At 42.3% G+C, this 14,612-nt stretch carries 9 protein-coding genes; 6 read left to right on the top strand and 3 right to left on the bottom strand.

What is annotated here, in order from left to right; translation table 11 throughout:
• Window positions 1-73 precede the first annotated feature (73 nt).
• From WA1_RS12105 to WA1_RS54880, 3 genes are read left to right on the top strand one after another with little or no spacing between them, the layout of a single operon-like run.
• The gene (locus WA1_RS12105; RefSeq protein ID WP_017749145.1) at window positions 74-1,315 is read left to right on the top strand and encodes a methionine gamma-lyase family protein; all 1,242 of its coding nucleotides are present in this window, start codon (window positions 74-76) and stop codon (window positions 1,313-1,315) included.
• Between the two features lie 54 nt (window positions 1,316-1,369).
• Complete coding sequence (locus WA1_RS54885) at window positions 1,370-2,122, top strand: hypothetical protein (RefSeq protein ID WP_148662675.1); 753 nt, start codon at window positions 1,370-1,372, stop codon at window positions 2,120-2,122.
• Window positions 2,086-2,433 carry a hypothetical protein gene (locus tag WA1_RS54880; RefSeq protein ID WP_148662674.1) on the top strand — a complete coding sequence of 116 codons (348 nt, stop codon included), beginning with the start codon at window positions 2,086-2,088 and terminating at the stop codon, window positions 2,431-2,433. Before WA1_RS54885 ends, WA1_RS54880 begins: the two co-directional genes overlap by 37 nt.
• On the opposite strand, the gene WA1_RS12100 is transcribed toward WA1_RS54880, so the two are convergent.
• On the bottom strand, window positions 2,391-4,019 hold the full coding sequence (locus WA1_RS12100) for a TAXI family TRAP transporter solute-binding subunit (protein WP_017749144.1): 1,629 nt from the start codon (window positions 4,017-4,019) through the stop codon (window positions 2,391-2,393). The genes WA1_RS54880 and WA1_RS12100 overlap by 43 nt on opposite strands.
• 241 nt (window positions 4,020-4,260) lie before the next feature.
• On the opposite strand from WA1_RS12100, the gene WA1_RS12095 reads away from it, so the two are divergent.
• Window positions 4,261-6,093, top strand: a complete 1,833-nt coding sequence (locus WA1_RS12095; protein WP_017749143.1) for an ABC transporter ATP-binding protein — start codon at window positions 4,261-4,263, stop codon at window positions 6,091-6,093.
• Between the two features lie 134 nt (window positions 6,094-6,227).
• Here the strand turns inward: WA1_RS12095 and WA1_RS12090 are convergent, their stop codons facing one another.
• Together WA1_RS12090 and WA1_RS12080 are read right to left on the bottom strand one after the other, a co-directional pair.
• A complete protein-coding gene (locus WA1_RS12090; protein WP_017749142.1) occupies window positions 6,228-7,583 on the bottom strand; it encodes an alkaline phosphatase PhoX in 1,356 nt (451 codons plus the stop codon).
• A gap of 618 nt (window positions 7,584-8,201) precedes the next feature.
• Entirely contained in the window at window positions 8,202-9,404 is a 1,203-nt protein-coding gene (locus tag WA1_RS12080) for a Coenzyme F420 hydrogenase/dehydrogenase, beta subunit C-terminal domain (RefSeq protein WP_017749140.1), read from the bottom strand.
• A 332-nt stretch (window positions 9,405-9,736) separates the two neighbouring features.
• Between WA1_RS12080 and WA1_RS12075 the strand changes: the two genes are divergently transcribed.
• Window positions 9,737-10,168, top strand: a complete 432-nt coding sequence (locus tag WA1_RS12075; RefSeq protein ID WP_017749139.1) for a QcrA and Rieske domain-containing protein — start codon at window positions 9,737-9,739, stop codon at window positions 10,166-10,168.
• 478 nt (window positions 10,169-10,646) lie between these two features.
• The gene (locus WA1_RS12070) at window positions 10,647-14,183 is read left to right on the top strand and encodes a two-partner secretion domain-containing protein (protein WP_026135286.1); all 3,537 of its coding nucleotides are present in this window, start codon (window positions 10,647-10,649) and stop codon (window positions 14,181-14,183) included.
• Window positions 14,184-14,612: the final 429 nt, after the last annotated feature.

The raw sequence follows: 14,612 nt of genomic DNA, 5'->3' as shown, positions 1-14,612 counted from the left end.
AGGAATTGTTCAGCCTAATCTGCGAGATTCAAAAATCCGCAAGTTTTTTATGTTTTCTTAAAAAGAGGAACTGATGAACAGCTCGGAACAGCTGCGTGAAGCAGAACTGGCACTGTTACAAATTTTTTCTGGAATTGACGCTCAGGTCAAGCAAAATCTTCAACGAGTGCTAGATGCCTTCCGCTATTATCGTGTAGGATCGCACCATTTTGCAGGTGTTACGGGATACGGACACGATGATTTGGGGCGAGAAACTTTAGATAAGGTCTTCGCCCAAATCATGGGGGCTGAGGCGGCAGCTGTGCGGGTACAGTTTGTTTCAGGAACCCATGCGATCGCCTGTGCCTTATTTGGTGTCCTACGCCCCGGTGATGAAATGTTAGCTGTAGTGGGCGCACCCTACGATACACTGGAAGAAGTCATTGGACTGCGCGGCCAAGAACAAGGTTCCCTTCTTGAGTTTGGCATCCGTTACCGACAGTTGGATCTGACAGAGGAAGGAACAGTAGATTGGCACGCTCTAAGCCGTGCGGTAGAGGACAAGACACGTTTAGTGCTGATTCAGCGCTCTTGTGGCTATTCTTGGCGTCCTAGCTTATCAATTGCCGATATTGAAAAAATTATTAACTTAGTCAAACAGCAAAATCCCAATACCGTTTGCTTTGTTGACAACTGCTATGGCGAGTTTATTGAAACTCAAGAACCCACACACATTGGTGCCGATCTCATGGCAGGGTCGTTAATTAAAAATCCTGGTGGAACCATTGTAACAGCTGGTGGTTATGTTGCCGGACGTGCCGACTTAGTAGAATCTGCCGCTTGTCGCCTCACAGCACCCGGAATTGGCAGTTATGGCGGTGCTACCCTCGACCAAAACCGATTACTATTTCAAGGGCTATTTCTTGCCCCACAGATGGTAGGAGAAGCCATGAAAGGAACTCACTTAACTGGGTACGTATTCGAAAAATTGGGTTACCCCGTAAATCCAGCACCCCTCGTTCCCCGTCGGGATGTGATTCAAGCAATTAAATTAGGTTCTGCCGAGAAATTGATTGCGTTTTGTAAAGCCATACAACAAAATTCACCCGTAGGTTCCTATCTTGACCCCGTTCCAGATGAAATGCCCGGTTATGAAAGTAAAGTCGTTATGGCTGGAGGGACTTTTATTGAGGGTAGTACCTCTGAATTTTCCGCCGATGGTCCTTTAAGAGAACCCTATGTCGTATACTGCCAAGGCGGAACCCACTGGACTCATGTTGCCATAGCTTTAGAAGCAGCAATTGAAGCGGTAACCAATCAACGTAGGTTGGGTTGAGGAACGAAACCCAACATGGAACCGAATTGTTGAACCCAACATAGAACCGAATTGTTGGCTTCGCGTTCACGCTCAATCGCTCATGTGAGAAAATTGAGCCACGAAATTCAACATAGAACCGAATGGTTGGGTTCGCGTTCACGATCGATCGCTCATGTGAGAAAATTGCGCCACGAAATTCAACATAGAACCGAATGGTTGGGTTCGCGTTCACGATCGATCGCTCATGTGAGAAAATTGCGCCACGAAACCCAACATAGAACCGAATTGTTGGGTTCGCGTTCACGCTCAATCGCTCATGTGAGAAAATTGAGCCACGAAACCCAACATAGAACCGAATGGTTGGGTTCGCGTTCACGCTCAATCGCTCATGTGAGAAAATTGAGCCACGAAACCCAACATAGAACCGAATTGTTGGGTTCGCGTTCACGATCAATCGCTCATGTGAGAAAATTGCGCCACGAAATTCAACATGGAACCGAATTGTTGGGTTCGCGTTCACGCTCAATCGCTCATGTGAGAAAATTGCGCCACGAAACCCAACATAGAACCGAATGGTTGGGTTCGCGTTCACGATCAATCGCTCATGTGAGAAAATTGCGCCACGAAACCCAACATGGAACCGAATTGTTGGGTTCGCGTTCACGATCAATCGCTCATGTGAGAAAATTGCGCCACGAAACCCAACATAGAACCGAATGGTTGGGTTCGCGTTCACGATCGATCGCTCATGTGAGAAAATTGAGCCACGAAATTCAACATAGAACCGAATGGTTGGGTTTCGTTCACGAGCGATCGCTCATGTGAGACAATTGCGCCACGAAATTCAACATAGAACCGAATTGTTGGGTTCGCGTTCACGATCAATCGCTCATGTGAGACAATTGCGCCACGAAATTCAACATGGAACCGAATTGTTGGGTTCGCGTTCACGCTCAATCGGTCATGTGAGAAAATTGCGCCACGAAATTCAACATGGAACCGAATTGTTGGGTTCGCGTTCACGCTCAATCGGTCATGTGAGAAAATTGCGCCACGAAATTCAACATGGAACCGAATTGTTGGGTTTCGTTCCTCAACCCAACCTACCAACAATTGCATCTCTTGTGGTTTTATAGGCTTCAATAAAGGTGCGGAAGGATTCTTGGGAAATTTCTTCTACAACCAATTTTTCTGCTACTTCTTTAAGAACAGTGTCTACTCTTTGCTGAAGTATATCTTTACTATCATTACTGTTTCTTAATAGCTCAACTATTGCCTTGATATAACTGGCGGAAAGTTCTCTCTGCTTGTGCTCAATTTGTTCTTGATTGAGTTGTCTTTCACGATCTATTGCTTCTCGAGAAGTTTTGTAAGCTTCGTTAAATGTACGGAATGATTCTTGGGAAATTCTCTCATCAATTAGAGCATCAGCAGCTTTTTTAAAGATTTCATCAAGCTGCTTTTGATGATTTTCTAAATTACCCGAGTTGGCTTTCATTAAGTTAATGGCTGATTGAATGTATTCATCAGCTTCATTTTTTCTACTACTTTCCATCCACCCTTTTATCTGTCGAATCCAGGAAAAAGTAATCAGAATAATAGTTAGAATTAAAGCTAAATAATCAGCATTTTCTTGAACAAAAGAAGGCTGATTGCGATCGTAAAAAGCACGCGCACCTGGATGAAGTGGGGGAAGACCTGCGCTAGCTGATTCTCTGGGGTCTTTGAGATTAGCAACTAGGGGTTTAACTTCAGGGTGTTCTGGGGATACAGCATCTGCGATCGCCTGATAATTTTCAAGTATAATGCGAGTGATTTCTCGAATTACACTTTTATCAACGGTATCGCTTGCAACTAAAAGTCTTGATACTGCTATAGTTGGTAAATCTTCGTCAGGTACAGCAGGATTTCCTTTATATGCACCTTGGGGAATTTTGGTACTTTCAAAAGCAGGATGCTTAATTTTCATAGCCTCTGCTTGTGGAATAGCAACCAATCTGCCATTGTGATTTTCTACAAGTGTTGAGATTCCTCTATTTCCAACAGCACGGACGCGGAACAGAGCATTTGCCCTACCAGATTTAAAATCTTCTTCTGCTTTTGTATCGTCGTAATCTTGTTGACCTTTTAAACTTCCTGTAATCGTAATATCTGATAAACCGTAATGCTTTGCTATTTTCTGAAAAGATTTATATTGCCCTCCTTTTGCAGGCAAAGCAACTGTTTTTCCCTTTAATTGAGTAAATTGCTTAATACTGGGGTCTCTAACAACTAACTGAAATAAATCTTGATATAAAACAGCTACAGTTCTGACTCCAGCATTTGCTCCCTCAGACTTTGATGGTTTCGTTTTGCGAGTGGACACATCCATTTCTTCAGAAACCACATCTGCTTGTGCAGCTGCCATCTGTACTTGACCTGTTTTTAGCATCTCCAAACTTTGTGAAGTGCCTCCAGTTTCCCGTACTGTAATTTTGATATTAGATTTACTTTCAACAACCTTCTCAATTGCTTGACTTATAATATAGCTTTCTCCTTCCATATCACCAGCAGCAAGGATAATTTCAGGTGCTGTAAAACGACCCACAATCCTCCACATACTAAAGGCGACTAAGCCCATACTAAAAAGCCCAAGGCTGATAAAGACGAATTTAGATAGAGGATCGAGATGCTGAAAAAACCTTTTAAAAGAAAGTTTAGGAGAAGTTTTTAACGCTGCCATAGTTGTTAGAATTTTAATTCCTGACTGGGATTATTGTATAGAGAGTCTAGGATTTAATAGAATCACCCATTGAGACAGTAATTATGAATTAACTGTTCCAACAAGACAGTCGCGATGAAAAAATTTCATCCTCAATCATGAAAATACCTCTTCCCTACTCCCTACTCCCTATTCCCCACTCTCTATTTTCTAGACAGTGATTTTTGTTCTAATGCAATAAGGCGCTTAGAGGTCAAGGTATATGCAAGTCATTGAGTTAACTCCTTTACAAGCGTTCCGTCGCAGTGTAGTCATTGTGTTTCAAGCAGCCCCAGCACAAGTACGCAATATCACAATTCTTATGTTACTGGGAGGTGTTACACCCGCTATAGTTCTTTGGCTTAATAAATTAATCATTGATGAAGCAACTCGGGTCATTACTAGAGGAACTACTGAAAGTGCTGTTAATTTAGTACTCTCTCAACCTCAATTGCTTGCAAGTATAGTGGCTTTGCTACTACTCAATTTGCTCGGTGATTCAATTTCCACAATTACCAGCTTTACATTTACTTCCTTGAGCGATCGCGTCAAAGGCGTTGTAGAAGGATTAATGCTGGACAAAGTTGCCAATTTTAAGGATATTGCTTTGTTTGAAACACCCGAGTTGCTAAATTTAGTGACGTTGACAGAAAAGGGAGTACAGCGACTCAGAGAACTCATATTCCGCCTAGTGCAAACGTTACAGGGTGTTTTAATCTTTATTCCAGCCGTTTTACTTTCTGGAGCTTTAACATGGTGGATACCTCTGATTTTATTACTTTGTACAACTCCCGCAGCCTACGTAGATTTAAAATACCGCAAGCAAAGTTGGAGAGTGGAAAAAACTCAAGCTTCTCTTGCTCGTGAAATGGACTTGTACAAGACAGTTTTAATTGGGGAAACATACGCAAAAGAATTGCGCCTGTTTCATCTGCAAAAAGTACTCCTCGATCGCTGGCAAAGACTGTTCAAAACCATATTTCAGGCAATGGAACAAATTCGCCGCCAGGGTACGATGATGATATTTGCCTGGTCGTTGCTGAGTGGATTAGGTGTAGCATTACCTTATGCATACGTAGTTTTAGGAGTTCTAAATAAAACATATACTTTGGGGGATTTAGCTCTTTACAGTGGGGTGATTCTGCAATTGAGAAGGAGTTTGTTCGCACTTATCGATGGTGGTGGAGAATTGTATGATGTAGCACTCGCCACTACACCAATTTTTCAACTTTTAGAGTTGCAGCCCCAGTTATCTGAGGAGAATCATGAGTTATTTGAGCCTACCGTGGGTTCAAGTTTGTCTGGTATTCAAATTCAAAATCTTTCTTTTGCCTATCCAAATGGCGATCGCCCTATCCTCAACGAGATTAACCTGACAATTCATCCCAACGAGATGATTGTGCTAGTGGGTGAAAACGGTGCGGGCAAAACAACTCTTGCTAAACTGTTATGTCGCCTTTACGATCCAAGCCATGGTACGATTTTTTGGCATGGGCAAGATTTGCGATCGCTCTCACTAGAAGATTTACGTTCCCGTATTGCTGTTGTTATGCAAGATTATGCCCGCTTTCCCACAACAGTTAAAGAAAATGTTGCCTTTGGCAATCTTGACCAACTTGAAAATGAACGTACTATCCAAGAAGCAATTTCAGAAGCAGGTATGGCTGAGGTTGTAGAAAAGCTAGAGCAAGGACTAGAAACTCTTTTAGGCAAGCAGTTGGAAGGAGGCGTAGATTTATCTGGCGGACAATGGCAACGCTTAGCGATCGCTCGTGCTTTACTCCGAATGTCCCAAGCAGAACTGATCGTGCTTGACGAACCGACAGCCAATCTAGACCCGAAAACAGAAAATGAAATTTACGGCATTTTTCGTAAGATCTCCAAAGGAAGAATGGCAGTTGTTGTCAGTCACCGCCTTGCAATGGCAAAACTTGCAGACCGAGTTGTCGTCATGGAACACGGTCAAATTATAGAAGCAGGAACTCATGAGGATCTTATGGCATTGGGCGGACAGTATCACCTCATGTTTACTCGTCAAGCAAGCAGTTATCACTAAAAGCAAAGTATCCTATATTGCCTGTGCTTGTTTATGTAAAGTAACAAGTAGCACTTATGGGAATGTACGGTAGGGCGGGCGAGGACGCCCACCCCACAAGAGCTAAGTTTACTTCAAAATCCAAAATCGGATAATTATTTAGCCCAAGGTCCCCAGATAGCAAAAGTGATACCAGGAGTTTGGATATTCACGAACAAAGTTTGATTATCTGGCGAGAAGCAAGCACCGGCAAACTCATTTTCATTCAGGGCGTTGCGAGCAAACTGATAAAGTCCACCTTCAGGAGTTACCCCAACCACAAATTGCTCATCATCACCATCTTCGCACAAAATGAGATCTCCAAAAGGAGCTACAACTATATTGTCGGGACTATCTAACACGCTACTATCATTTGGCTCAACAAATAGTTCAATGGTACCGCCATCTTTAGCAGTTCTGCCTGGGATGTAACGCCAAACTTGACCACCGCTATTAGCACCGCCACTTGTGCAACAGAAGTAAAACTCTCCATTGCCATACCATATTCCTTCACCACGAGAAAATTGTGCGGCTCCCTTGGCAAAACCTTCTTTCCGCACGGTGTCTTCATAAGGATCGTAATCTTCAATACGAACCCACTCTGCTTGGTATTTTTTCCCTACAGGGAAACCAGTCTTGGTATTTTCTTGAAATAAACCGACGATCGCAAGAGCTTCTAAAACACCACCTTCTTGCAAGAAGCCCGGTCTGTTAGGAATAAAGCGGTAGAAGAGGCTGTCTCCTGCATCTTCTGTTTGATAGACAATTCCTGTTCTGGGATCTACAGCCACAGCTTCGTGGTTGAACCGACCCATTTCTAGCAAAGGTACGGGGTCTACAGTACCTTTTTTGGGCTTCCGAAGTGCTGGAACTTCAAAGTTGTACCCATGGCGTTTGGTCACTCTGTTTGGGTTAGGTACGAAAATGCCAGAATTTGCTGGTTGTTGTATTGTCGCTGGGGTGGTCTCTGGAGTGGAGGTATTTTCTTCACAACTAATCCATGACCCCCAAGGAGTCAGACCCCCAGCGCAGTTGCGGTAGGTTCCTGCTAGTGAAGCATAATCTCTAACAAGCTCGCGTTCTGGGTTAACAATTAATGTTGTTGTACCACCCTTACAAAGCTCGTCATACTTATTGCCTTTAACCTCAGTTGAAGAATTTGGGCTGAGTTCGTGATTGCGAACTAAGATGACAGAGCGATTGGGTCCGGCAAAAGTTGCCATACCATCATGACCACCAGGTACGGGGTTACCATCGCTCATGAGATCGCCTGTTCGGGAAAAGGCTTTGTAACGAAACCCAGCAGGTAAGTCTAACAAGCCATTAGGGTCTTTGATTAGAGGACCATAGCCATAAGTTGTTGACGATGCACCTTGTGCTATTGCGTAAAGACCTCTTAGGTTCTCTCCAACAACTAGAGTTGCAGCAGTTGTACCTGCTAGGGCAAAAAATTTTCTTCTTGAGAAAGCCATAGTCTCCTCTCCATATCTGCATCTAAAATATGAGTAGATGGTGTGCAATACTTAGAGCAAAGATTGAGAATATTTGCCAACTTTCCATATCTAGACAAATTGCTTAGTATGGTTGATAAAGTTCACGTATTTCTCAATTTTTAAATAAGAATTCTCATTACCACATCTACTCACTAAGCTATTTCCAACAAGAGGATAGACTTATAAAGTTAAGCTGAGTTAATGAGAGTGTTAATTGTCTTGATAGATTTGTATGAGTGGCTAGCGGGAACGCTCGCACCACAAGAAATTTTAGGATATTTTTTATTTGGAAGTCTCAATTCATACTTGTCTTGGCGAATGGAATTTGCGTCTATACAGGCAAAACCCACCTACGTGGGTTTCAAAATACTAGTCCGCGTAGGCGGACGAGCGTTTGTATAGTAGCGAATTATATGAGGTCAGGACTTTTAAAACATCCTCTTAGCTACTTTGTAAATTTATATTTCACGCTCGGTAAATAATAATAGCTAATGACTAACTATAAATTTTTGTAAAATTGTCTTGTTATAAAAAGGAAATTATGGTTTGTAGTTGCGCTTCAGCGCATGTTCGCAACTACAAACCTACTAGGAACTGCTACGACTCCGGTAACTGATATTGCCCAACAATGCGCTTGGCAAATTCTGGAACGTGTGCTTCTAATTTCTCTGGATGATTCCGCTTGACGTATAAATAGTTGCGGGTAAAGTGGGAGTCTATAGAAAAACGGGCATATTCTAAACCTTTGGGGCCAATTTTTTCAATGACGACGCCCATCAGTTGTGCTGCCCACATGGGAAGGGTGATACCTTTATCGTAGGCGGGTATACTCTGTTGGACGGCTGCTTTGCGATCGCCTTTCGACATGACTGGTTGAGTTTCGAGTTGGTCTGTTACTAAGTCAAGCATTTGTTGACCTTTTTCGTTTCTGACAACAATCCATTGCCAACCAAAAGGTGCTCCCATGTAGCCTACAACTAGATCGGCGAGAGAATTGACATAGTCAAAGCAACTCATACAAGAAGGGGCAAAAACATCTTTAAGTTTGTTAGTTTTTAGCCCGAAAAATGGCACTTTTTCAATCGAGCCATCTTCGTGTTTAAAATGAACTCGAAAGTCTTGCATAAATTCATAATGCACAACAGTATCGGGGGATTTACTGGTGGTTTCTAAGAATTTTTGCAACCCTTCACGACTGACATTATCGACACAAGGAGTTCCTAAAACATAAAGTTTTTCTAAGCCTAGTTGTTTTTCAACAGCCCGTAATGCCTGAATTTGACAACCAACGCCAATAGCTAACAGTCGCTTTAGCCCCGATTTTTCTACTTGTTCGAGAATGGAAAGATTAGGTGAAAGAGTTGGTTTGTTAACCTTTGCTGCTAGGATTTCCTCTGGGGTACGGGCGATGATGGGCATAGGACCGAAGCGATCTTCTTTGGTATTTTGGACGCAAACAACACCTTCAACAATGCCACGATTGAGCATTTCAATTGCTATGGTGCTGACAATACCAGTCCACTGAGCACCGGGAACGGGCTGCTTTTTCCGCGCCGCCATCATATCTTGGTGGACGCCAAAGTAGATTTCATCAGGGTTTTCTAGGTTACGCGATCGCGTGTGGGTTTGTTGTTCTAGAGTATCTATTTGCTGATTAATAAACGCACAAGCTTCCTTGACATAATGAATATAGTATGTATCGCATAGCCCGCATTCACTACACAGTTCCTTTGCAGGGCGACGGCTACCGGGTTTTAGAGCTTTGGCTTTCTTATGCTTGCTAGAATCCACAGAAGTCATAATAAATTGTTTGTCTTATCAAGGAGTAGCTTTTATAGCGTTGCTGGGTTAAGAGAAAAAACTCTCATCATCCTAAAATCATTCCTCAATTCAGCAATGCTGCTTTTATTAACAATACCGTTATCAGCCATAAACTTCATGACGGATACTTTTTTGCTAAAGCGATCGCTTACCGGTTTTTCGGTATATAAGGATACATTAAAGATTGAGAAGGTATAAAATTAAATCAGCCTTCAAGAAAATAACTAGAAAGAGCACTTAGGCTAAAGTGCTACGATTGGGCTGTTCTGAAAAGCTTTTCTAAAAATCAATTCACCAAGGCAGGTACTTCAGTGGAACGTCGTGAATTTATTGGTTGGGTTGGTGTCGCAGGCGTTGCGAGTTCTTTACCAGGAGTTATCACTTCCTGTTCTTATCAAAACCAGTCACCAGCAAGCCCTCCCCGTGCTGACGGGTTTCAGGCTGTTGGTACAGTAGCAGATTTAGACAAAAATGGTCAAATTTTCAATGAGAAATTTGCTGGTAACAAAGTGTTGATAGTTCGAGATCCAAAAAACACAAGTCAAGTCCTAGCTGTCAATCCCGTTTGCACTCATGCAGGTTGTGATGTCGGATGGAAAAAAGATGAAAATTCTTTTGTTTGTCCCTGTCATGGTTCTAAATTTGCTGCTGATGGTAAGGTTATTAATGGTCCTGCTGACAAGCCCATACCTACGTATACAGCAAAGGTCGAAGGGGATGAGGTTTTGGTGAAAGCAGGTTAGATTTTTCTATTAGACATAAGACATTAGAGGATGTTTCTAAGTAGTGGGCGAATAGAATTCGCTACTACACAAACAAAGTCCGCCTACGCGGACTAATAGACTTTTTGTATAAGTAAATTTTATGTGAGTGCATCTACTGTTAGTCGTTAATGGCTCGTGGATAGTGGTCAAATCCTGACAGCAAAAGCAATGTAGTCACTAACCACTAACAGCCTTCTTGCAATACGTGCTTCTGACAATATTAGAAAAACGAATATTATTCTAGGCAGAAAAATGCACACTATCATGCCAACTTTGTCAATTAACTTTGCAGAAATTAAGAATGCAGACTGAAAGAAATGTTTTTATTCTTTAAATAAAGGCAAATATTTTATAATTTGCTTTGAGCATTTAACGAAAAACAAGAAATTATTGGATTTTCTAAATATCCTCTAAGGTTGCGAGTGCAGAACGTTAAGTTATCAGGAATACGGTATCAATGCCATTACTATCGAGACAGGTCATTTACCTCGCTACTCTTATGAGTGCGATCGCTTTTCCACAATTGCCAACTTTTGCCCAAATAACTGCTGATAACAGCCTACCTAATAATTCTCAAATTATAAATTCTAACAATATTGGAACCATTAGAGGTGGAACTCAAGCTGGAAGCAACCTGTTCCACAGCTTTAGTGAGTTTTCCGTTCCCATAGAAAGTGTGGCTTACTTTGACAATGCTTCAGACATTCAAAATATTTTCAGTCGTGTTACAGGTGGTTCTGTCTCTAATATTAATGGTTTAATTGCTGCAAATGGTAACGCTAACCTATTTCTTATCAATCCCAATGGTATTATCTTTGGTAACAATGCTCGTTTAAATATTGGTGGTTCGTTTTTAGCCACGACAGCTAGCAGTTTAAAATTTGCAGATGGAACGGAATTTAATACAACTACACCTCAAAATACACCCTTGCTTTCTATAGGTGTTCCTCTTGGCTTGCAATTCGGTGAAAATCCCAAAGCGATCGTTAATGAATCAGGCTACGGTATTTTATCTATTTTTGCTGATTTTTCCAACATACCACCTGGCTTGAAAGTGGAACCAGGGAGAACGTTGGGGCTAGTAGGTGGAGAAATTGTTCTACAAGGAGGTGCTCTGAGAGCACAGGATGGGAGAATTGAGCTAGGAGGTGTTGGGAGTAGTAGTTTTGTAAGTTTGACGCCTAACAACAGTGGTTATGTTTTAGGTTATGAGGGTGTTAAGAACTTTCAAGATATTCGTTTAAGCAAAGGGAGTGTTGCCTTTGTTGATGGCAATAGTGGTGGCAGTATCCAAGTACAAGGCAGAAACGTGGTACTTGCTGATGGTTCATTTATGAGCGCAAATACTACGGGCTCAGGTACAGGAAGAAGTTTGACTATCAATGCTTCAGAATCTGTGCAAGTCGCTGGGTCATATGCTGACGGTCAGTTTCTTGGTGGTTTACGGGTTCGAGTTACCCAAGGAGCAACAGGACAAGCAGGAGATTTGAGAATCAACACCACTACCTTAATCGTTCAAGATGGAGCACAGATTTCAGTGGGTGTCTTCGGCGCAGGTAAAGGAGGAAATTTAACAGTTAACGCTTCTAAAGAAGTTCAATTGATTGGTGAGTCTGATAATGGTCGTGCAAGTGGCTTGTTTTCTGAAACATTAGCAACAGGAAATGCAGGAGATATAACAATTACTACTCCTGTATTGCAGGTTCAAGACGGAGCATTGGTTAATACTGGTACCCGTAGTTCAGGTAAAGGCGGGAATTTGACTGTTAATGCCTCAGAATCCGTGCAACTGAGTGGCGTTAGCATTACCTTGGGTGCTCTAGCAGGCAGAACAGCAACAGGACAGGCGGGAGACATAAAAATTAACACACCCGTGTTATTACTTAAAGATGGGGCACAGATTTCAGTTGGTACCTTCGGCACAGGACAAGGAGGAAATTTAACTGTCAACGCTTCTAAGCAAGTTCAACTGATTGGTGGGTCTGCTAATGGTAAGTTTCCCAGTGGATTGTTTTCTGAAACACAAGGAAAGGGAAACGCAGGAGATATAACAATTACTACTCCTACATTGCAGGTTCAAGACGGAGCACGGGTTAATGCTGGTACCCGTGGTTCGGGCAAAGGTGGAAATTTAACTGTTAATACCTCCAAACAGGTACAGCTAGTTGGCACTTCAAGCAATGGTGAGTCTTCCAGTGGTTTATTTACGCGATCTGAGCAAATAGCAACAGGAGCAGCTGGTTCCTTAACAATAACTACGCCAGTGTTACTGGTTCAGGATGGGGCAAAAGTTAATGCTGGTACCAGTGGATTTGGTAATGGTGGGAATTTAACTGTCAACGCTTCCAAAAAAGTTCAACTGATCGGCACCTCTACTGATGGTCCTAGTGCTATAGCAACTGGAACTCTAAGCACTGGAAATGCGGGAGATTTGACAATTAATACTCCTGTATTGCTTATTCGAGATGGTGCACAAGTCAATGTTAACACCACTGGCTCGGGCAAAGGTGGAAATTTAACTGTTAACGCTTCTGAATCTGTAGAACTGATTGGCAGATCTGTTGATGGTCGGTATGGTAGCAGTATAGTTGCTGGATCTCTCCTAGCAACAGGACAAGCAGGAAATTTAAGGATTAACACTCCGGTGTTATTGCTGAAGGATGGAGCACAGGTGTCAGTTGGCACCTTCAGTGCAGGCAAAGGTGGCAATTTGACTATCAACGCTTCTAAGGAAATCCAACTGATTGGTACTTTTGCTATTGGTAATACACTGGCACCTAGTGGCTTGTTTTCAGAAACACAAGGAACAGGAGATGCAGGAGATATATCAATTACTACTCCTGTGTTACAACTAAAGGATGGAGCACGGATTGATGCTGGTACCCGTAACTCAGGTCAAGGAGGTAATTTAACTGTCAATGCCTCTAAACAAGTACAACTGATTGGTACATCTGGTATTGGTGAGTTTTCCAGTGGTTTATTTACTCGAGCTAACCAAACAGCAACAGGAAAGGCTGGTTCCTTAACAATAACGACTCCTGTATTGTTAGTACAAAATGGGGCAACGGTATCAGCAGGTACTTTTGGGCAGAGTCCCGGTGGAAACATTGAGGTTACTGCGGATAGAGTGGAATTAGAGAGTGCAAGTTTGGGAAGTGCAACTTCTGGTATTGGTTCGAGTGCAAAAGCAGGGGATGTAACGCTGAAAACTCGAACTTTAAATATTCAAGATGGTGCATTCATTTCAACCGTCTCTTCCAACCAAGGTCTAGCAGGCAATATTACTATCCGTGTTGATGAACGCTTAAGCGCCAGAGATGGTAGTATTTTTACATCTTCTCAACTGTCTTCGGGTGGATCTGTTGATATCAAAGCCCAAGATATTCGCCTGTTTGGTAACAGTGACATCTTTACCTCTGTATTTAGTGGTACAGGCAGTGGTGGCAATATTCAATTAACAGCCAACTCCATTATCGCCTTTGATGACAGCGACATTCTTGCTTTTGCTCGAGATGGAAGAGGGGGCAATATTACTCTTAATACCCGTGCCTTTTTTGGAGAAAATTATCGCCCCGCACCACGAGGTACAGAACCTCGTACTTTAGATGGTAATCAACAAGTAGATGTCAACGCTACAGGTGAAATTTCTTCTGGAGTAATTCTACTTCCTGACACAACTTCGATCCAAAACAATCTGACAGAACTTCCTAATAATCTTATCGACACCAACGCACTTATTGCAAATAGCTGCATCGCCCGCAGTTCTCGCAACGACGGAACATTTATCATCACAGGTTCCGGTGGCATACCTGACCATCCGGGAGACTTATCCGCGTCTAAGTATCCTACAGGGACAGTACGTGGTGTTGAAAATACCCACACGTTCAGCAATTCTACACGTCAGTTGTGGCAAAAAGGCGACCCAATTCTTGAACCTACTGGCGTCTACCGCCTTGCTAACGGGAAATTAGTGATGAGTCGTGAATGTCGATAAGCAGATCGATCTTGATAAATGCGAGTTTCGACTAAGATGTAAAAATCACATAAAAGCTTATAAAGAATTTCGTCAGCAATTAAATATCGACAAAATAAAAGAATGTGCCTGTCAATACATCGCTACCGTTTACTTTCTCACCAAGAATACTTATAATGTTCATCGGTAATAATAATTAATCTGAGGCGAAGTTTCCCCCTCTTGCGATCGCTAGCCCTCTTCTCCCATACTCCCAGTTCTTCTCTCCAATATTCAAGCAAACAATCTCCTGATAGCTGAAACTTCAGTTGTAAGTCTTACTGTTACTACTTTGTTATACCAGTAGTGCTGCTAAATGACTGCTAATTTTCTTCTGTTGAAGGTATTAGCTGTAAAGCGAATGACACTCCCAACAAAGTTAATTATTTTTTCTCTAGGAATATAAGGAAT

This window comes from Scytonema hofmannii PCC 7110, from assembly GCF_000346485.2.
In the GTDB taxonomy this organism is placed as follows: Bacteria; Cyanobacteriota; Cyanobacteriia; order Cyanobacteriales; family Nostocaceae; genus Scytonema; species Scytonema hofmannii.
The sequence above is the reverse complement of the archived record's forward strand: the minus strand, read 5'-3'. Positions and strand labels throughout refer to the sequence as shown.